Raw genomic sequence first — 20,361 nt, forward strand, 5'->3', positions numbered from 1 at the left:
GGATGTCGCATATGTCCACTGAATCTCAGGTGCGCGCGGACGACCGCGCCCATGTCTTTCACTCGTGGTCTGCTCAAGGGCTGATCGACCCGCTGCCGATTGAAAAAGCTTTGGGTAGCCACTTCTGGGATTACTCAGGTCGTAAATATCTCGACTTTTCTTCCCAGTTGGTGAACATCAACATCGGGCACCAGCACCCGCGCCTGGTGGCCGCGATCCAGGAGCAGGCCGCCAAGCTCTGCACCATCCAGCCGGCGTTCGCCAACGACAAGCGCGGCGAAGCGGCCCGGATGATCGCCGAGGTGGCCCCGGCCAACCTGAACAAGGTGTTCTTCACCAACGGCGGCGCCGAGGCGAACGAGAACGCCATCCGGATGGCCCGGCTGCACACCGGCCGGCACAAGGTGCTCTCCACGTACCGCAGTTACCACGGCTCGACCGCCACCGCGATCACCGCGACCGGCGACCCGCGCCGCTGGCCCAACGAGCCGGTCGCGATCGGCGTCGTGCACTTCTGGGGTCCGTACCCCTACCGCTCGCCGTTCTACTCGGAGAACGAGCAGCAGGAGTCCGAGCGCGCTCTGCAGCACCTGCGCGACACCATCGTCTTCGAGGGCGCCGGCACGATCGCGGCGATCCTGATCGAGACGGTCGTCGGCACCAACGGCATCCTGGTGCCGCCGCCCGGTTACCTGGCCGGCGTGCGGGCGCTCTGTGACGAGTTCGGCATCGTCTTCATCGCCGACGAGGTGATGGCGGGCTTCGGCCGGTGCGGCGAGTGGTTCGCAGTCGACAAGTGGGGTGTCAGCCCCGACCTGATCACCTTCGCCAAGGGCGTGAACTCCGGTTACCTGCCGCTCGGTGGCGTGGTCATCTCCGACGAGATCGCCGAGACGTTCCGGGAGCGGCCGTTCCCGGGCGGGCTGACCTACTCCGGGCACCCGCTGGCGGTGGCGTCCGCGGTGGCGAGCATGCAGATCTTCAAGGAGGAGGGGATCATCGAGCACGCCCGGATGCTGGGCGACGACGTGATCGGCCCTGAACTCGCCAAGATCGCGGCTAAGCACCCCAGCGTGGGCGATGTTCGGGGCCTGGGCGTTTTCTGGGCGGTCGAGCTCGTGAAAGATAACGAAAAATCGCCACTTGTCCCTTATAACGCGGCAGGGAAAGACGCGGCCCCGATGAACGCCGTCGCCGCCGCATGCAAGGAAAAGGGGCTTTGGCCCTTCGTCCACTTCAACCGGATCCACGTGGTGCCGCCGTGCACGATCAGCGTGGACGACCTCAAACAGGGCCTCGCGATCCTGGACGAGGCGCTGACCGTGGCTGACAGCTACACCACAGGCTGAACCCCGGATTACGTCGTCTGAACCGGGGTCAAAGTTCTGATTCCGTTTCAGGCTTGGAAATTACTTCGGATTCCCTTGCCCCTCAATGCATCGGTGTGGAATGGTCTCGCCAGTCCCGGTGAGATCCCCGGCACACCAAGACCGGAAGGCCTTTCTTTCGTGAGCACCGTGCTGCGCAACTTCGTCGCCGGGTCGTACACCGACACCGTCGACGGGGTTACCTCCCCGATCGTCGACCCCAGCACCGGGGAGGTCTACGCGCAGGCGCCGATCTCCTCCGCGCAGGACGTCGAGAGGGCGGTGGCCTCGGCCGCCGACGGGTTCGAGGTGTGGCGCGACAGCACGCCGAGCGAGCGGCAGCGGGCGCTGTTGCGCATCGCCGACGCCGTCGAGGCGCGCGCCGAGGAGATCATCGCGGCCGAGTGCCGCAACACCGGCAAGCCCGTCGAGGCGACGCGCCAGGAAGAGATGGCGCCGATCCTCGACGAGCTGCGGTTCTTCGCCGGTGCGGCGCGGATGCTGGAGGGCAAGTCCGCGGGGGAGTACCTCCGCGACCACACCTCTTTCGTACGCCGTGAGCCGATCGGCGTGGTCGCCCAGATCGCGCCGTGGAACTACCCGATGGTGATGGCCGTCTGGAAGTTCGCACCGGCCATCGCGGCCGGCAACGCGGTCGTGCTCAAGCCGTCCGACACCACCCCGGTGAGCACCCTGCTGCTCGCCGAGATCGCCGCGGAGTTCCTGCCGGCGGGTGTGCTCAACGTGGTCTGCGGCGACCGGGACACCGGCCGCTCGCTGGTGTCGCACCCGACGCCGCAGCTCGTGTCGATCACCGGTTCGACCCGGGCCGGCATGGAGGTCGCGGCGTCGGCGGCGCCGGATCTGAAGAAGGTGCACCTCGAGCTCGGCGGCAAGGCGCCGGTCGTGGTCTTCGACGACGTCGACATCGAGGCCACCGCGGCCGCGATCGCCGGCGCCGGTTTCTTCAACGCCGGTCAGGACTGCACCGCGGCCACCCGGGTGCTGGTGCACGAGCGGATCGCCGCCGACTTCACCGCTGCCCTCGCGGCCGCGGCGAAGAGCACGAGGGTCGGCGCCCCGTCGGACACCGAGGCGTACTTCGGGCCGGTCAACAACGCGAGCCAGCTGGAGCGGGTGTCCGGTTTCCTGGACCGGACCCCGGATCACGCGGAGGTGGTGGCCGGTGGCAAGCGGATCGGTGACCGAGGGTATTTCCTGGAGCCGACCGTCGTGACCGGACTGCGACAGCGAGATGAGATGATCCAGGACGAGATCTTCGGACCGGTCATCACCGTGCAGAGTTTCACTGACGAGGAGCAGGCGGTCCGCTGGGCCAACGACGTCCGTTTCGGTCTCAGTGCCAGTGTCTGGACGCAGAACCACGGCCGGGCGATGCGCGTCTCCCGGCGACTTGACTTCGGCGCGGTGTGGATCAACACGCACCTGCCGTTCGTTTCCGAGATGCCGCACGGCGGCTACGGTCACTCCGGTTACGGCAAGGACCTTTCCATGTACGGCTTCGAGGAGTACACCCGGATCAAGCACGTGATGAGCTACAACGGCTGATCCGGTCGTAAAAGAACGCGGTCGTAAACAAACGTCAGCAATTCCGCCCCGCCTGAGGTGATAGATGACCACTTCTCCCCCGCATCACGCCACGAGCGCGCCGACCGGTCACGGTCAGCGCGCCGGGCACCCGGCGATCGAGTTCGTCGGCGTGCGCAAGGACTACCTGTCGCACGGTGAGTCGGTGCCGGCCGTCAAGAGCCTGGATCTGGCGATCGGACAGGGGGAGTTCTTCTCGCTGCTCGGCCCCTCCGGCTGCGGCAAGACCACCACCATGCGGATGATCGCCGGCTTCGAGGAGCCCACCGAGGGCAAGGTGTACCTGGACGGCCAGGACGTCACCGATGTCGCGCCGAACAAGCGCGACGTCAACATGGTCTTCCAGTCGTACGCGCTCTTCCCGCACCTCAACGTGCTGCAGAACGTGTCGTTCGGCCTGGAGCGCAAGAAGGTGTCGAAGGCCGAGATCCGGCGCCGGGTCGGCGAGATCCTCGAGATCGTCTCGCTGACCGGGATGGAGAAGCGCCAGCCCAAGGAGATGTCCGGCGGCCAGCAGCAGCGTGTCGCGCTGGCCCGGGCCCTGGTGAACCACCCGCGCGCCCTGCTGCTCGACGAGCCGCTCGGCGCGCTCGACCTCAAGCTGCGCCAGCAGATGCAGGTGGAGCTCAAGCGCATCCAGCGTGAGGTCAACATCACCTTCGTCTACGTCACGCACGACCAGGGCGAAGCGCTGACCATGTCGGACCGCATCGCGGTCATGAACGGCGGCAACATCGAGCAGCTCGGTTCGCCGCGCGCCATCTACGAGCGCCCGGCGAGCCGGTTCGTGGCCGGCTTCATCGGTACTTCCAACATCCTCGACGGCCAGGTCAGCTGGGTCGAGAACGGCCTCGGGGTGATCGACCTCGGGTCCGGCGAACGGGTTCTGGCGCCACTGCCCGCCACCGTCCAGGCTGGCCGCAACATCGAAGTCTCGGTTCGCCCGGAGAAGATCGACCTGCACCGCACGGCTCCGCACGCGCCGGGGCTCAGCGTCGTCTCGGGCACCGTCTCCGAGGTTGTGTATCACGGCACATCGACGAACTACACAGTGGCGACCACCGCTGGATCAGACTTCGTGGTGTTCGATCAGAATGCACACGATGCCGAGGACGTCGCCTCGCGCGGCGAGCGCGTCTTCCTCACGTGGGCCCCGCAGCACTCGTACCCGATCGGAGTCTGAAGTTGTTCCCCACCAATAAGCCGGACCCCTCCGTCCTCCGGGGCATGACGTCTCGGCGGTTCGGCCGCCGTGACGCTCTGCGCCTCGGCGGGATGTCGGCGATGGGCGCCTTCCTCGCCGCCTGTGGCGTGGAAGGCCAGGGCAAGCCGCAGGCCAGCGTCGCGCCTGACGCCGTCGAGAAGTTCTGGAGCGGCAAGGTCAAGAACGGCAAGCTCGACTTTGCCAACTGGCCGCTCTACATGGACCCGAAGCACCCCGAGCTCAAGAAGTTCACCAAGGAGACCGGGATCGCGATCTCGTCGTACGACGAGGTCATCCAGGAAATGGGACCCTGGTTCGCCAAGGTCCAGCCGCAGCTGTCCGCCGGGCAGTCGATCGGTTACGACCTCATGGTCATCACCAACTCGATTCAGTTCGGCCAGTTCCGGGACGCGGGCTTCCTCGCCCCCCTGGACCACTCGAAGCTGCCGAACTACGTGGCGAACGCCGCCAAGTCGTACTCGCAGTCGTCGTACGACCTCGGCAACGTCTTCAGCATCCCGTACGCGTCCGGTATCACCGGTATCGCGTACGACCCGGAGAAGACCGGTCGCGAGATCACCTCCCTCGCCGACCTGTGGGACCCGGCGTTCAAGGGCAAGGTCGGCATGTTCCGCGACCTGCAGGAGCTGGGCAACTTCGGCCTGCTCGCCGCTGGCCTCACCCCGGCCAAGTCGGGCGAGGCCGAGTGGAAGAAGGCCGCCGCCAAGCTGCGCGAGCAGAAGGACGCCGGCATCGTCCGCCAGTACTACGACCAGAGCTACGTCGACGCGCTCGGCAAGGGCGAGGTTTGGATCACCCAGGCCTGGTCCGGTGACATCTTCCAGAAGAACGTCTCGGACGGCACGAACTTCAAGTTCGTGGTCCCGTCGGAGGGCGGCACGATCTGGACCGACAACATGAGCATCCCGGTCACGGCGGCGAACCCGGTCGACGCGATCACGCTGATGGACTTCTTCTACGAGGTGGAGAACGCCGCCACCCTCGCCGAGTACATCAACTACGTGTGTCCGGTACCGGCCGCCCAGGCCGCGATGAAGAAGCACGCCGCCGCGCTCACCGGCGAGGACAAGGAATACCTCGACTCGGTGGCGACCAGCCCGCTCGTCTTCCCGAGTGAGGCCGACTACGAGAAGCTCCACTACTACGTGGACTTCAACACGGCCGAAGAGCAGCAGGACTTCACGAAGATCTTCGACCCGATCGTGCTGGGCTGATCATGGGCCGGGTAAAACGTACACTCGCGCCTTATCTGCTCGTGCTCCCCGGCGGGCTGTGGCTCCTGATGTTCTTCGCGGTGCCGATGGCGACCATGCTGTCGTTGTCGCTGCAGGAGGGCGACATCGTCAACGGGTACGTCTTCACGGGTCACTGGCAGACCTATATCGAGGCGATCTCGGACTACGAGACCCAGTTGATCCGCTCGCTGGTGTACGGCGTCATCGCCACGATCATCCTGATCGTGCTGGCGTTCCCGGCCGCCTACTGGATCGCGTTCTACGGCGGCAGGCGCAAGTCGACGTACCTGTTCCTGCTGCTGTTGCCGTTCTTCGTGTCGTTCGTGCTGCGCACCATCTCGTGGCGGCTGATCCTCACCGACGACGGCTTCCTGCTGCATCCGCTGAAGCAGGCGGGTCTGCTGCCGGAGAATTTCCACATCCTGGGTACGTCGGCCGCGGTGATCGGCGGCCTGGTGTACAACTTCCTGCCCTTCATGGTGCTGCCGATCTACGTGGCCCTGGAGCGCATCGACCCCCGTGTGGTCGAGGCGGCGCGGGATCTGTACGCCTCGCCGGTCACCGCGTTCCGTAAGGTGATCCTGCCGCTCGCTCTGCCCGGCGTCTTCGCCGGCGTGCTGATGACGTTCATCCCGGTCAGCTCGGACTACGTCAACTCCGAGGTGCTGGGCAGCTCGTCAACCACGATGATCGGGCAGGTCATCCAGAGCCAGTACCTGTCGAGTTCCAACTACCCGACCGCCTCGGCGCTGTCCTTCACCCTGATGGCGGTCCTGCTGGTCGGCGTCTTCTCCTATGCGAAGGCGCTCGGCACCGAGGACGTCATGAAGGTGGCGGCCCGATGACCACGACGCTGGAAAGGCCGGCCACCACACCGGCCAAGGCGCCCCGCAAGAAGTTCGGCGGCGTGCAGCTCATGCACGTCTACACCTGGCTGATCATCCTCTGGCTGGTGCTGCCGATCTTCGTGATGATCCTGTTCGGGTTCAACAACCCGAGCGGGCGGTACAACCAGACCTGGCAGGGCTTCACGCTCAAGTGGTACACCCAGCTCTTCGCGCTGGACGACCTCACCTCGGCGCTGATCCTGTCGCTGGTCATCGCGATCGCCAGCTCGGTGATCTCGGCGGCGCTGGGTACCGGCATCGGGTACGCGCTGGGCCGGTACCGCTTCCGCGGCTCCGGCTCACTGAACCTGATCATGTTCGCCACGATGAGCTCACCGGAGCTGGTGATGGGCGCGTCGCTGCTGACGCTGTTCGTCTCACTCGGCATCGGCCTGGGCCCCATGACGATCACGATCGCGCACGTCATGTTCTCCATCTCGTTCGTCGCCACGGTGGTCCGGGCCCGGGTGCTCACCCTGGACCGGTCCATCGAGGAAGCCGCCGCCGACCTCGGCGCCAACGGCTGGACGACGTTCTGGAAGGTCACGTTCCCGATCATCGTGCCGGCGGTTCTGTCCGGTTTCATGCTCGCGTTCGCGCTCTCCGTGGACGACTTCGTGGTCACCAACTTCACCGCGGGCACCAGCGTCACGTTCCCGCTGTGGATCTGGGGCGCCACCCGGGTCGGCCTTCCGCCGCAGGTCAACGTGATGGGCACGCTCATCTTCGCGGCCGGCATCCTGATCGCCGTGGTCACGAACCTCCGGTCGCGGCCGAAGAAGACCGCGGACTGATCGGCCCACGCTCTTCCCGAGGCGCCACCCGGCTTCTGCCGGGTGGCGCTTCTTGCGTGGGTACGCGTTTGTTCTGGAGCGTTCCAGTGCCGAAATGGCGCGGAAATAGTGGTCAATAGACTTGTGCACGACGGATTCCGTAGGCAGGATCACGTGGAACAGTAGTTACCAGTGGCGCTCAGGAGAACCAACGTGACAGACCAACCAGCTGATGTGGACGCACTCTCCGCGACCGCCCGTGACCACCTGTGGATGCACTTCACCCGTCTCTCCGCGTACCGGGACGCCCCGGTACCGGTGATCACCCGCGGTGACGGCTGTTACGTCTGGGACGCCAGCGGCCGCCGCTATCTCGACGGCCTCTCCGCGCTGTTCGTGGTGCAGACCGGCCACGGCCGCCAGGAGCTCGCCGACGCCGCCGCCAAGCAGGCCGCCGAGCTGGCGTACTTCCCGATCTGGTCGTACGGCCACCCCAAGGCGATCGAGCTGGCCGGCCGCCTCGCCGACCTCGCCCCCGGCGACCTGAACCGGGTCTTCTTCACCACCGGCGGGTCCGAGGCCGTCGAGAGCTCGTGGAAACTGGCCCGCTCCTACTTCAAGCGCGTCGGCAAGCCGCTCAAGACCAAGGTGATCTCCCGCGCCATCGCGTACCACGGCAGCTCGATGGGCGCCCTGTCGATCACCGGCATCCCGCCGTTCAAGCAGGACTTCGAGCCGCTCGTGCCGGGCGCCTTCCGGGTGCCGAACACCAACTACTACCGCCGCCCCGACGAGAACATGACGCCGGAGCAGTTCGGCGTCTGGGCCGCCGACCGCATCGCCGAGGCCATCGAGTTCGAGGGCCCGGACACCGTCGCCGCCGTGTACCTCGAGCCGGTGCAGAACGCCGGCGGCTGCTTCCCGCCGCCGCCCGGATACTTCCAGCGGGTCCGCGAGATCTGCGACCGGTACGACGTGCTGCTCGTCTCCGACGAGGTCATCTGCGCGTTCGGCCGGCTCGGCGAGTACTTCGGTGCCGACAGGTACGGGTACCAGCCCGACATCATCACCGTTGCCAAGGGCCTGACCTCGGGTTACGTGCCGCTCGGTGCGATGATCGCGTCGGACCGGCTGGCCGAGCCGTTCCTCTCCGGCGACAACATGTTCGCGCACGGCATCACCTACGGCGGCCACCCGGTCGGCGCCGCGGTGGCCCTGGCCAACCTGGACATCATGGCCCGGGAGGACCTCATCGGCCACGTCCGCGACAACAGCCCGCTGTTCCGGTCGTACCTGGAGAAGCTGCTCGACCTGCCGATCGTCGGCGACGTCCGCGGGGACGGCTACTTCTTCGGCATCGAGCTGGTCAAGGACAAGGCCACCAAGGAGACGTTCAACGCCGAGGAGTCCGAGCGGCTGCTGCGCGGCTTCCTGTCCACCGCGCTGTTCGAGGCCGGCCTGTACTGCCGCGCCGACGACCGTGGCGACCCGGTCATCCAGCTGGCGCCGCCGCTGACCGCGACCGAGACCCAGTTCGCGGAGATCGAGCAGATCATCCGCGGCGTCCTCGTCGAGGCGCAGAAGCTGCTCTGACCTTTGGGTAAAGAGCTCGTGAGGCCTTTTGGTAAAAGCTCGTGAGGCTGGCCGGGGACCCCTAGTCGGACCCGGCCAGCTCCTTCAGGATCCGCTCGACGTCGCCGCGCAGCGCGTCCTGCATCTCCTGCTCGGTGGCCGGCCAGCCCTTCGGCTCGGACACGAAGCCCGAGTAGTGGTACGACAGGACCAGCCCGCCGTCACGGACCACGAACTTGAACACGCTCAGATCCTGCGGCGTCCACGGCTTGCTGTCGTCGTGCCAGCGCCGCAGATAGGCGGCGCTGCCCAGATCCTTCAGCTCGACGACCGTACCGTCGGCGGTTTTGAACTGGTCGAATTTCGCCGTTGCCGCCGCCTCGTCGGGAAACACCTCGGCGAACAGCAGCAGCGTGATGCTGCCGTTGGCGTACGCCAGCTCGCACTGACCGTTCGCCGGATCCGACCGTTTCGACGGCGGCTCGGTGATCCGCGCCTGCACCTGGTTCTCCGCGATCAGATCGCAGACGTCACCGTCGATCCGGTAATCCGGTGGATCGTCCGAACACCCGGCCAGCAGCGTGGACGCGAGCACGAGCGATAACACGGCACGTCGGGCGATCGAGGGCATGCCCGCGATCGTGGCACATGATCACCAGTCTCGCGGTCCCGCACACGCCGGTCCGCCCCAGGACGGATCATCCCCCGGATGGACGGGAAATCCGGTATAGCGGCCCGGCGGCTCCCGCGCAGGGGCATCCTGAGGAAGAGACCGTTTGATGGAGCTGAGATGCCCGTTTTGCTGATCGCCGAGGACGACGAGGACATCGCGCTGGTGCTCACCAGGGTGTTCAAGCGTGCCAAGATGACGGTGCTGCGTGCCGAGGACGGCCAGGCCGCGCTCGACCTCATCGTCCAGGAGCACCCGGACGTGATCGTCACCGACCTGGGCATGCCGCGGATGGACGGCTGGGAGCTGATCACCGCGGTCCGCGCGCATCCGGACGTGTCCCTGACCCCGATCGTGATCCTCAGCGGCCATCTGCGCCCGGGTGACCCCCGGGCCGGCTCCGCACAGTGCTGCGCCATCCTGCTGAAGCCGTGCCCGAACGACCAGCTGCTGGCGACCGTCCAGGAACTGCTGGACATCGGGCCGCACGAGCACGACAGCAGCGACTCGCCCTGTCCGGCCGAGATGCCGGTCTCGGTGTAGATGGTGCTGCTGGACGAGGCGGTGCTCGGCAACCCGATCCGGCTGGAGGCGGTGGAACGGGCCCTGCGCACCCTGCCCGGCCGCACCACCGACCCGGACGACGTCGCCACGCTCGCCGCCCGGCTGCTCGACGCGCCGCTGGCCGCGGTCACCCTGGTCGGCGGCGATGTGGAGCACATCCTCGGCATGCACGGCCTGCCGGAGCCGTTCCGCAGCACCCGCCGGGTGCCGATGGCGTACTCGGTCTGCAAGTACGCCGTCTCCACCGATCACGTGGTGCGCTGCGGTGACATGGCCGCCGAGACCGACGCGGAGTTCCGCGATCACCCGATAGTGCGTGAGTACGGGCTCCGCGCCTTCGTCACCGTGCCGATCCGCAACGAGGACGACCGCCCGATCGGCTCGCTGACCGTGCTCGACACCCGGCCCCGCGACTGGACCGGCGAGCAGGCCGACACCCTGGTCACCATCGCCGGCACTCTGCTCGGTCCCTCCGCCGACCCCGAGGTGACCGCGCTCGACGACGGCGCGTTCCTCGGCGCACTGCTGCAGAGCCTCGACGCCGGGGTGATCGCCTGCAACGCCACCGGCCGGGTCGTGTTCGTCAACCGGGCCATGCGCGAGGCCCGTGGCCTGCCACCGGACGGGCCCATCCCGCAGGACTACGAGGACCAGACCATCGGCGTGCTCACCGGCCCGGACGAGCGGCCGCTGCCCTGGGAGCAGACCCCGCTGATCCGGGCGCTGCACGGCGAGCAGGTCCTCTCCGAGGACGTGCACGCGCACCTGGCCGGGCACCGGTGCCGGATCTTCGCGACCACCGCGCGGCCGATCGTCGGCGCCGGCGGGCGGCTGCTCGGCGCGGTGGCGGTCGCGCACGAGGCCACCGCGCTGCGCCGGGCCGAACGCTTCCGGGCCTGCCACCTCGCCGTCGAACACGTCCTGAAACGGGCCGGCACCGTCGCCGAGGCCGCCCCCGAGGCGCTGCGGGCGGTCACCGGCACCCTGGGCTGGCCGGCCGCCGAGCTGTTCCTCGTCGACGACACGACCGGCTCGCTGGAAGCCGTCGGGCACTGGGACTCCTCCGGTTTCGACCCGGACGGCTTCTTCGGGCACACCCCGATCCCGGGGGAGGGGATCACCGGGCGGGCCTGGCAGAACGGCCGGGCCATCTGGGTGCCGGACATCGCACTGAGCCAGGATCTGCGTACCGCCCACGAGCGCGAGCGGGTGGAGATCTGCCTGCGCCGCGGGGTACGCACCGCGCTGGCCGTGCCGGTCCGCGACGGCGGCACCCTGCTCGGGGTGATGACCTGCTACGCCGGCACCCAGGAGTACGAGCCGGACCTGCTCACCGTGCTGCTCGACGGGGTGGCCGCGCAGATCGGGGTGTTCGTCTCCCGGCGCCGCGCCGAGGAGATCGGCCGGCAGCTGAACCGGGCGCAGAACGACTTCGTCGACCTGGTCGGCCACGAGTTGCGGACCCCGCTCACCTCGATCACCGCGAACGCCACCATCCTCGCCGAGGAGATGGCCGGCCTCGACGACGACTGCCGGCAGATGGCCCGGGTGATCGCCCGCAACGCCGAGGTGCTGCAGCGCATCGCCGGCACCCTGCTGGACCTGGCCGGCCTCGACGCCGGCCACCTCGTCCTCGACGTGCACCCGGTCGACCTGGCGTCGCTGGTCGCCGACGCGGTCACCACGGCCCGGCACGGCGCCGACCGGCTCACCCTGGTCACCGAGGTGCCGGCCGAGCTGATCCTGCCGGCCGACGCGGCCCGGCTGCGCCAGGTCGTCCTCGACCTGCTCTCCAACGCGATCCGGTACAGCCCGCCCGGCGCCCCCGTGCACGTCATGCTGCGGGCCGAGGGCGCCACCGCCGACCTGCGCATCGCCGACATGGGCATCGGCACCCCGGCCGCCGAGCGGGCCCGGCTCTTCGACCGCTTCTTCCGCGGCAGCAACGTGCGCCACCAGGGCACCTCCGGCAGCGGCCTGGGACTGAGCCTGGCCAGGGCGATCGTGCTGCTGCACGGCGGCACGATCCGCCTGGAGGAGAACCGCCCGTCCGGCACGGTGGTCAGCGTCCGCCTGCCCCTGACCGGCCCGCCGGTCAGCTGAGCCCGGTGTCAGGCCGCGGTGCGGCGGTCCCAGGCGTCCAGCAGCGCGGTCGCGCGCAACCCCACGTTGATGCCGAGCCAGCGCGCCGGCTCCGGCTCCCAGCGCCGCGAGCGATGATTCACCCAGGGCAGCGCGGTCAGCTCACTCTGGTTGCCACGGATCAGATCCGCGAGCGTACGCCCACCGAGGTTGGCCGCCGCGACACCGTCACCGACATAACCGCCGGCCCAGGCGACCCCGTCGCGCAGCCCGGCCGACGGCATCCAGTCGCGGGGGATGCCGAGCGGCCCACCCCACCGGTACGCGATCGGCGCCTCAATGCCGAACAGTTCGGTGATCGTGCTGCGCAGCGCCTCGAAGACCTCCGGCACCCGCTCGTACTCCGGGCGGACCCGTGAGCCGAAGTGGTACGGCGCGCCCCGCCCGCCGAAGGCGAGCCGGTCGTCGGCGGTCCGCTGCCCGTAGATGACCATGCGGCGCTCGTCGGTGAACGTCTCGCGGCGCTTGAGCCCGACCCGGTCCCAGAACTCCGCCGGCAGCGGCTCGGTCGCGATCATCAGCGAGTACACCGGCGCCAGGTTGCGGCGGTGCCCGGCTAGCCCGGCGGTGTAACCCTCCAGCGCCCGGACCACCGTCTCGGCCCGCACGGTGCCGTGGTCGGTGACCACGACGCCGCGGCCGATCCGCAGCGCCCGGGTGCCCTCGAAGATGGTGACGCCGAGGCGCTCGACCGTCTCGGCCAGGCCGCGGACCAGCTTGGCCGGGTGCAGCGCCGCGCAGTGCTCGCTGTAGATGCCGCCGAGCACGTCGTTCGCCCCGCAGAGCGCGAGGGTCTGCTCGGCGTCGAGGAACCCCGGGTCGGTCCGGGCCCGGCGCAGCTGGGCCGGGCTGCGCACCAGCGACAACGTGCCGCCCTTGGTGTAATCGCAGTCGATGCCCTCGGCGGCGGTCGCCCGGCCCACCTCGTCGACGGTGCCGGCGAGCGCGGCGGTCATGGCGGCCGCTTTCGCCGCACCGAACCGGCGGGTCAGTTTCGCCTCGGAGACCGGGAACTGCCCGGACACCCAGCCGCCGTTGCGGCCGGAGGCGCCGAAGCCGCAGTACTCCGCCTCCACGATCACGATCCGCAGGCCGGGGTCGGCCTTGGCGAGGTAGTACGCGGTCCACAGACCGGTGTACCCGCCGCCGACGATCACCACATCGGCGTCGCGGTCACCGGGCAGGGCGGCGCGACGCTCGATGCTGCCGAGGGAGTCGAGCCAGAAATAGGGGTTGTTGCTCAATTTAACGGGTTCCCCAGGCGTAGGTCTGTTTGGCGAGTTTCAGGTACATGAAGGTGTCGGCGGAGGTGACACCCTTGACCGTCCGGATCTTCTCGTTGAGGAGGTCCAGCAGGTGGGCGTCGTCGGTGCAGACCAGTTCGACGAGCAGGTCGTACCGCCCCGCGCAGATCACCACGTAGTCGACTTCGGGTATTTCGGCGATCTCGTCGGCGATCGCGCGCAGATCGCCGGTGACGCGCAGACCGACCATGGCCTGCCGGGCGAAGCCCAGCGTCAGCGGGTCGGTCACCGCCACGATCTGCATCAGGTCGTTGTCGAGCAGGCGCTGCACCCGCTGACGCACCGCTGCCTCGGAAAGCCCGATCGTCTTCGCGAGAGTCGCGTACGACATCCGGCCGTCTCGTTGCAGGTGCTCGATGATCTGCTTGTTGATCTCGTCCAGAGCCACGTCGGTCACTACGCGATTCTTGCCTGCGGAGATTGGCGAGAGCAAAGAGACCGAGCCTTTCGAGGGAGTCGGCATCAACGCAGTGCGCCCCGCAAGATCTCGATACCCCGGCGCAGGTCCTCATCGGAGATCACCAGCGGGGGCAGGAACCGCAGCACGTTGCCGTAGGTGCCGCAGGTCAGCGTGAGCAGGCCCGCCTCGTGGCAGGCCTTCGACACCGCGGCCGTGCGGACCGGGTCCGGCTCCAGGCCACCGGGTACGACCAGCTCGATCGCGATCATCGCGCCGCGGCCGCGGACCTCGGCGATGCCGGGATCGGCTTCCTGGAGGGCCAGCAGCTCGGGGACCAGCACCGACTCGATCCGGCGCGCCTCGGCGGCCAGGTCGAACTCGCGCATCGTCTCGATCGCGGCGAGCGCGGCGGCGCAGGCCACCGGGTTGCCGCCGTACGTGCCGCCGAGACCGCCGGCGTGCACCGCGTCCATCAGCTCGGCCCGGCCGGTGACCCCGGCGATCGGCAGCCCGCCGCCCATCCCCTTGGCCGTGGTGATCAAATCCGGTTCGACGCCCTCGTCCTCGCAGGCGAACCAGGCACCGGTACGCGCGAACCCGGTCTGGATCTCGTCGGCGATGAAGACGGCCCCGGTCTGCTTGGCCCACGCCGCGATCGCCGGCAGGAACCCGGGCGCCGGGACGACGAAACCGCCCTCGCCCTGGATCGGCTCGATCAGCACGGCCGCCACGTTGTCCGCGCCGACCTGCTTCTCGATGACGTCGATGGCCTTACGGGCCGCCTCGGCGCCGTCCAGGCCGCCGTCGCGCAGCGGGTACGACATCGGCGCCCGGTACACCTCCGGCGCGAACGGCCCGAACCGGTGCTTGTACGGCATGTTCTTCGCGGTCAGCGCCATCGTCAGGTTGGTCCGGCCGTGGTACGCGTGATCGAACACCACGACCGCCTGCCGCCCGGTGGCGTGCCGTGCGATCTTGACGGCGTTCTCCACCGCCTCGGCGCCGGAGTTGAACAGCGCGGCCCGCTTGTCGAACGTGCCCGGCGTCAGCGCGATCAGCTGCTCGCAGACGGCCACGTACGACTCGTACGGCGCGACCATGAAGCAGGTGTGGGTGAACCGCTCGACCTGTTCCCGGACGGCGGCGACCACGCGGGGCGCGGCGTTGCCGACGTTGGTGACCGCGATGCCGGAGGCGAAGTCGATCCACTCCCGGCCGTCCACGTCGGTCAGCGTGCCGCCGGCGGCACGCTCGACGTACGCCGAGATGGTCGACCCGACACCCTTGGCCACGGCGGCGAGGCGGCGCTTGTGCAGTTCTTCAGAGGACGACGACGATGACACGGTTCAGGCTCCTACGTTGTGCATGACGTGCTTGATCCGGGTGTAGTCCTCGAGGCCGTATACCGAGAGGTCCTTGCCGTGCCCGGAGTGCTTGAAGCCGCCGTGCGGCATCTCGGCCACCAGCGGGATGTGGCAGTTGACCCAGACACAGCCGAAGTCGAGGTTCTGCGTCATCCGCATGGCCCGGCCGTGGTCCTTGGTCCAGACGCTGGAGGCCAGGGCGTACTCGACGCCGTTGGCGTAGCGCACCGCCTCGTCCTCGTCGGTGAACTTCTGCACGGTGATGACCGGGCCGAACACCTCGTTCTGGATGATCTCGTCGTCCTGGCGCAGCCCGGACACGACGGTCGGTGACCAGAAGTAGCCGCGGTCGCCGACCCGCGCGCCACCGGCCTGCAGCACCGCGTGGTCGGGCAGCCGGTCGATGAACCCGGCGACCCGGGCGAGCTGGCCGGCGTTGTTGACCGGGCCGTAGAGCACGTCCTCGTCGTCCGGGCGCCCGGTCTTGATGGCCTTGGCCTGCTCGGCTAGGGCCGCGACGAAGTCGTCGTAGGCGCCGGCGGCGACCATCACCCGGGTGGCGGCGGTGCAGTCCTGGCCGGCGTTGAAATAGCCGGCCTCGGCGATCGCGGCGGCGGCGGCCTCGATGTCGGCGTCGTCGAAGACCACGACCGGGGCCTTGCCGCCGAGTTCGAGGTGGGTGCGCTTGAGGTCGGCGGCGGCGGAGCCGGCCACCTCCATGCCGGCCCGGACCGAGCCGGTGATCGACACCATCTGCGGGGTCTTGTGCTCGACCAGCGCGCGGCCGGTGTCCCGGTCGCCGAGGACCACGTTGAAGACGCCGGCCGGGAAGAACTCGGCGGCGATCTCGGCCAGTCGCACCGAGGTGACCGGGGTGGTGTCGGACGGCTTGAGCACCACGGCGTTACCGGCGGCGAGCGCCGGAGCGATCTTCCAGACGGCCATCAGCAGCGGGTAGTTCCACGGCGTGACCTGGGCGCAGACGCCGATCGGCTCGCGGCGCACGTAGCTTTCGAAGCCGTTCATGTACTGCCCGGCGGAGCGGCCTTCGAGCAGGCGGGCGGCGCCGGCGAAGAACCGGATCTGGTCGATCGCGGGCGGCAGTTCCTCGCTGGCGGTCAGGCCGAGCGGCTTGCCGGTGTTCTGCGACTCGAGCGCGACCAGCTCGTCGGCGCGGGACTCGATCGCGTCGGCGAACTTCAGCAGCGCCCGCTGCCGGTCACTCGGGGTGGTGGTGCGCCATTCCGCGAACCCGGTCGCGGCGGCCTGCATGGCCCGGTCGACGTCGGCGGCGCTGGAGACGGGCGCCGAGGCGAACACCTCGCCGGTCGACGGGTCGATCAGGTCCTCGTAACGGCCCTCGGCGGGCGCGACGGCCTCGCCACCGACGAAGTTGTGCAGAACCGTCTTGGCGCTCATCCGGCCTCCAGCTGTGGTATCAGTGCATGCGGCCCCATCTTTTCCGCTGAATCCGTGGCGAACAAGAGGGTTAAGGAATTTTTCCGTACCGGAAACACGATGGCCTCAAACGTGGCGGCGTAGCGCGAGGACAGCGACATCGTCGGTCGGCTGTTCCACCCCGGCCTCGGCCATGACGGTAGCGCACACCACGTCGGCGGGGCCCGCGAGAACGGTCTCCACCAGCCGTCCCAGACCGATGTCGATCACCTGCTGGCGTCGCTCGACGAGCCCGTCGGTGTAACAGAACAGCACCGTGCCCGGCTCCAGCGCGAGGGTGGTGCTGCGCCGCGGCCGCAGCCGCCGGCCGGCGCCGAGGGGCGGGTCCACCACGATGCCGGCGAGCGCGGCGGCCCGGCCCGGCTCGGCCAGCACCGGCCGCAGGTGACCGGCCGAGGAGATGACCAGGCGGTCCCGCTCCGGGCTCACCATCACGTAGAGCGCGGTGGTCAGGCTCCCCGCCTCGAAATGCTGGACCTTGCGGTCCAGCAGCGTCAGCGCCTGCGCCGGATCGTCACAGATCATTGCGTACGCACGAAGAGCACTCCGGACCCGTCCCATCACCACCGCCGAGGCCAGGCCGTGGCCGGACACGTCACCGATCACCACACCGACCCAGCCGGTGGGCAGCTCGAAGACGTCGTACCAGTCGCCGCCGACGCCGGTCGCGTGCCCGGGAACGTACCGGGCGGCCAGCTCGATGCCGGGCACCTCGGGCAGCCGGGCCGGCAGCAGGCTGCGCTGCAACGCGAGCGCGGCCTGCTGGTCGAGCTTGGCCGACCGGATCCGCCCGGCCACCCCGGCCCGGTCGGCGACCAGCTCCAGCAGGGCCACGTCGTCGTCGCCGAACACCCGCCGGCTCAGCGAGCCGACGTGCAGCACCCCGACCAGGTCGGTGCCGTTCACGATCGGTACGCCGAGCAGCGACCGGATCCCCTTCTCCAGCAGTATCGGGTTGATGACGTCGTCGGCGGTGACGTCGTCGATCCGCACCGGGCGCCGGGTCGCCGCGATCCGGCCGGCGAACCCGCGGCCGACCGCGACCCGGAATCCGGTGCGGACCTCGTCCTCCAGGCCTTTCGCCGCGGTCGCGACGAGCTGCTGGGCGTGCACGTCGAGCAGCAGGATCGCGGCGGTGTCGACGTCCAGGAGATCGCGGACCCGGTCCAGCAACTCGTCGAGGAGATCCGAGACGTCGAGCCGGGACAGCGTCGCATCGGTGACCGCCTCGAGCCGCCGCAGCCGCTCATCGTTCCTGATGCGTCGGGGCACGATTCAAAGCCTAGTGTTTAGCGCTGGTCGCGGGCCGTAACCGGGAGTCACGAATCGGCGGGCCGCACCTCCACCGGGGTGACCAGCCGGCGGCCCGGGCCGGCCTCCCGCAGGTCGCCGGTGAGCTCCACCGAGCCTTCGCACGGCAGGTCCCCGGCCGAGACGCCGACGAGAACGCGCAGCTCACCGGGTTCCACGATGCGCCGCATACGTCGTCCGGTGAACGCGGTCCGGTCGGTGTGCACGGCGAACACCACGTCGGCGGCCGCACCCGGCGCGAGCTCGACGCGCTGGAACCCGACAAGCTGTTTCACCGGACGGGTGACCTCGGCGACCGGATCGGCCAGATAGAGCTGCACCACCTCGGCGCCGGCCCGCTCGCCGGTGTTGGTGACCCGCACGGTGACGGTGAACTCCGCGTCGGTCGGCACCCGGTCCGCGCTGATCCGCAGCTCGTCCACGGCGAACGTGGTGTACGAGCGGCCGTGGCCGAACGCGTACAGCGGGGTGGGGTCGAGGTTGCTGGGGCCCAGGTGCTCCGCGCCGAGCTTGGGCTGCAGGTAGGTGCCGGGCTGGCCGCCCGGGTGCCGGGGGATCTGCACCGGGAGCTTGCCGCTGGGCTGGACCCGGCCGGAGAGCACGCCGGCGATCGCGGCGCCGCCCTCCTCACCCGGCATGAACGCCTGCACCAGCCCGGCGGCGCGGCCGGCCACGTCACCGAGCGCGTACGGGCGGCCGGAGACCACCACCACGACCACCGGTTTGCCGGTCGCCAGCAGCGCGTCGACGAGGTCGGCCTGCACGCCGGGAAGCCGCAGGTCCTCGGCGTCGCAGCCCTCGCCGGAGGTGCCCTTGCCGAACAGGCCGGCCAGGTCACCGACGAACACCACTGTCACGTCGGCGGCCTGCGCGGCCCCGACGGCTTCGGCGAAACCGGACCGGTCATCACCACTGACCGCGCAGCCGGCCGCGTACACAATCTCGCTGGTGTTGAACTCGACCTTGAGCGCCTCCCAGGCGCTGGGAAGCGCGATGCCGGCGTCCACGCCCGGATAGCGCGGGAGGACGTGGTTGGGGAAGGCATAACAGCCCAGGAAGGTACGCGCGTCGTCGGCGCACGGCCCGACCACCGCGATCGTGCCGGGGTTGGCGAGAGGCAGTGCGGTGCCCGGGTCGAGCAGGACGATCGAGCGTTCCGCCAGCTCGCGGGCGAGCGTGCGGTTGGCGGGGGAGTCGAGGTCCAGGTCCGTCGCGCCGGTCACCGAGGCCTCCGGTGTCCACTCCGGATCGAGCAGGCCGAGGGCCGCTTTCTGGGTGAGCAGCCGGCGGGCGGCGCGGTCGACGAGGTCCTCGGAGATCTCGCCGCTGCGGACCCGGGCGACCAGCTCGTCGCCGTACCCGATGGTGTCCGGAAGCTCGACGTCGATGCCGGCGATCAGCGCGCGGACGCCGGCGCCGCCGTTGTCCGCGGCGATGCCGTGCATGCTCGCCAGGAACGGCACCGACCAGTAATCGGAGACCACAGTGCCGGTGAAGCCCCACTCGTCGCGGAGCAGGTCGGTGAGCAGCCACTCGTCGGCGCCGGCCGGGACACCGTCGACGTCGGAGTACGAGTTCATCACCGAGCCGGCGCCGGCACCGCCACCGGCGACCGGGGCGATCGCGGTCTCGAACGGCGGCAGGATCACGTCGAGCAGCTCGCGGCGGCCCATCGGCACCGGGCCGTGGTTGCGGGCGCCGCGGGCGGCGGAGTACCCGGCGAAGTGCTTGAGAGTGGCGATCACACCGGCGCTCTGCAGCCCGCGCACGTAGGCGGCGCCGACCTGCGACACCAGGTACGGGTCCTCGCCGATCGCCTCCTCGACCCGGCCCCACCGGTAGTCGCGGACCACGTCGAGCACCGGAGACAGGCCCTGGTGCACGCCGAGCGCGGCCATGTCCCGCCCGATCGCGGCGGCCATCCGCTCGATCAGGTCCGGGTCGAACGTCGCACCCCACGCGGTGGCGGAGGGATAGACACTCGCCCCGTACGCGGTGAAGCCGGTCAGGCACTCCTCGTGCACGATGGCCGGGATGCCCAGGCGCGAGGAGCCCATCACGATCCGCTGCTGGCGGACCAGCTCGGCGGCGCCCTCGGCGACGGTGAGCGGATAGCTGCCGTAGACCCGGGTGAGGTGGCCGAGGCCGTGCCGGCTGGCGTCCTCCAGCGCGGCGCCGGCGGCGAACTCGTCCTCCATCGGCGCGACGTTGTGGCTCTCCTCGGGTTCCGGACCGGCCGCGCCGGTGGCGCCCTTGTCCTTGCCGAGCCAGCGGCTGCCGAGTTGCGCAACCTTCTCTTCCAGGCTCATGACGGCCAGCAACGCCTCGACACGGTCGGCCACCGGCAGGCCAGGGTCCTGCCAGGGTTGAGTCGGCTGATCTGTTGTCAAGGAAAACCTCCGAAACTTTCGGTGTCCGCCGATCAGCGGCGAACTGCTCTTGCCGCAGCCTTCCGGCGCGAGCCCACGTTGCCTACTCTCG

16 protein-coding genes are annotated in these 20,361 nt (G+C 69.3%); 9 read left to right on the forward strand and 7 right to left on the reverse strand.

What is annotated here, in order from left to right:
• Window positions 1-11 precede the first annotated feature (11 nt).
• The 7 genes from B0I29_RS35900 to B0I29_RS35930 all read left to right on the forward strand — a co-directional run bounded on the left by B0I29_RS35900 (window position 12) and on the right by B0I29_RS35930 (window position 8,688).
• Window positions 12-1,349 carry an aspartate aminotransferase family protein gene (locus B0I29_RS35900; protein ID WP_111653600.1) on the forward strand — a complete coding sequence of 446 codons (1,338 nt, stop codon included), beginning with the start codon at window positions 12-14 and terminating at the stop codon, window positions 1,347-1,349.
• Window positions 1,350-1,508: 159 nt separating this feature from the next.
• Window positions 1,509-2,936 carry a gamma-aminobutyraldehyde dehydrogenase gene (locus B0I29_RS35905; RefSeq protein WP_111653601.1) on the forward strand — a complete coding sequence of 476 codons (1,428 nt, stop codon included), beginning with the start codon at window positions 1,509-1,511 and terminating at the stop codon, window positions 2,934-2,936.
• A gap of 64 nt (window positions 2,937-3,000) precedes the next feature.
• Entirely contained in the window at window positions 3,001-4,158 is a 1,158-nt protein-coding gene (locus tag B0I29_RS35910; protein WP_111653602.1) for an ABC transporter ATP-binding protein, read from the forward strand.
• Between the two features lie 44 nt (window positions 4,159-4,202).
• Window positions 4,203-5,414: a polyamine ABC transporter substrate-binding protein gene (locus tag B0I29_RS35915; protein ID WP_111653603.1), complete on the forward strand. Its 1,212-nt coding sequence runs from the start codon at window positions 4,203-4,205 to the stop codon at window positions 5,412-5,414.
• A gap of 2 nt (window positions 5,415-5,416) precedes the next feature.
• A complete protein-coding gene (locus tag B0I29_RS35920; protein WP_111653604.1) occupies window positions 5,417-6,280 on the forward strand; it encodes an ABC transporter permease in 864 nt (287 codons plus the stop codon).
• Window positions 6,277-7,116: an ABC transporter permease gene (locus tag B0I29_RS35925; RefSeq protein ID WP_111653605.1), complete on the forward strand. Its 840-nt coding sequence runs from the start codon at window positions 6,277-6,279 to the stop codon at window positions 7,114-7,116. The genes B0I29_RS35920 and B0I29_RS35925 overlap by 4 nt, the downstream gene beginning before the upstream one ends.
• A gap of 192 nt (window positions 7,117-7,308) precedes the next feature.
• Window positions 7,309-8,688 carry an aspartate aminotransferase family protein gene (locus B0I29_RS35930; protein WP_111653606.1) on the forward strand — a complete coding sequence of 460 codons (1,380 nt, stop codon included), beginning with the start codon at window positions 7,309-7,311 and terminating at the stop codon, window positions 8,686-8,688.
• A gap of 61 nt (window positions 8,689-8,749) precedes the next feature.
• Here the strand turns inward: B0I29_RS35930 and B0I29_RS35935 are convergent, their stop codons facing one another.
• Window positions 8,750-9,298 carry a hypothetical protein gene (locus B0I29_RS35935; RefSeq protein ID WP_111653607.1) on the reverse strand — a complete coding sequence of 183 codons (549 nt, stop codon included), beginning with the start codon at window positions 9,296-9,298 and terminating at the stop codon, window positions 8,750-8,752.
• Between the two features lie 159 nt (window positions 9,299-9,457).
• Between B0I29_RS35935 and B0I29_RS35940 the strand changes: the two genes are divergently transcribed.
• A complete protein-coding gene (locus tag B0I29_RS35940; RefSeq protein WP_181558150.1) occupies window positions 9,458-9,880 on the forward strand; it encodes a response regulator in 423 nt (140 codons plus the stop codon).
• Window positions 9,881-12,004, forward strand: a complete 2,124-nt coding sequence (locus tag B0I29_RS35945; protein ID WP_111653608.1) for a sensor histidine kinase — start codon at window positions 9,881-9,883, stop codon at window positions 12,002-12,004.
• A gap of 8 nt (window positions 12,005-12,012) precedes the next feature.
• Here the strand turns inward: B0I29_RS35945 and B0I29_RS35950 are convergent, their stop codons facing one another.
• The 6 genes from B0I29_RS35950 to B0I29_RS35975 all read right to left on the reverse strand — a co-directional run bounded on the left by B0I29_RS35950 (window position 12,013) and on the right by B0I29_RS35975 (window position 20,222).
• On the reverse strand, window positions 12,013-13,287 hold the full coding sequence (locus B0I29_RS35950; protein WP_111653609.1) for an NAD(P)/FAD-dependent oxidoreductase: 1,275 nt from the start codon (window positions 13,285-13,287) through the stop codon (window positions 12,013-12,015).
• Between the two features lies 1 nt (window position 13,288).
• Window positions 13,289-13,744: an Lrp/AsnC family transcriptional regulator gene (locus B0I29_RS35955; protein ID WP_220091523.1), complete on the reverse strand. Its 456-nt coding sequence runs from the start codon at window positions 13,742-13,744 to the stop codon at window positions 13,289-13,291.
• Between the two features lie 65 nt (window positions 13,745-13,809).
• Window positions 13,810-15,090: a 4-aminobutyrate--2-oxoglutarate transaminase gene (gene gabT, locus B0I29_RS35960; RefSeq protein WP_111653611.1), complete on the reverse strand. Its 1,281-nt coding sequence runs from the start codon at window positions 15,088-15,090 to the stop codon at window positions 13,810-13,812.
• A gap of 3 nt (window positions 15,091-15,093) precedes the next feature.
• A complete protein-coding gene (locus B0I29_RS35965; protein WP_111653612.1) occupies window positions 15,094-16,530 on the reverse strand; it encodes a gamma-aminobutyraldehyde dehydrogenase in 1,437 nt (478 codons plus the stop codon).
• Window positions 16,531-16,635: 105 nt separating this feature from the next.
• Window positions 16,636-17,841 carry a PP2C family protein-serine/threonine phosphatase gene (locus tag B0I29_RS35970; protein WP_111653613.1) on the reverse strand — a complete coding sequence of 402 codons (1,206 nt, stop codon included), beginning with the start codon at window positions 17,839-17,841 and terminating at the stop codon, window positions 16,636-16,638.
• 47 nt (window positions 17,842-17,888) lie between these two features.
• Window positions 17,889-20,222, reverse strand: a complete 2,334-nt coding sequence (locus B0I29_RS35975) for a glycoside hydrolase family 3 N-terminal domain-containing protein (RefSeq protein WP_245973034.1) — start codon at window positions 20,220-20,222, stop codon at window positions 17,889-17,891.
• Window positions 20,223-20,361 lie beyond the last annotated feature (139 nt).

Source organism: Actinoplanes lutulentus (genome assembly GCF_003259845.1).
GTDB classification, from domain to species: Bacteria; Actinomycetota; Actinomycetes; order Mycobacteriales; family Micromonosporaceae; genus Actinoplanes; species Actinoplanes lutulentus.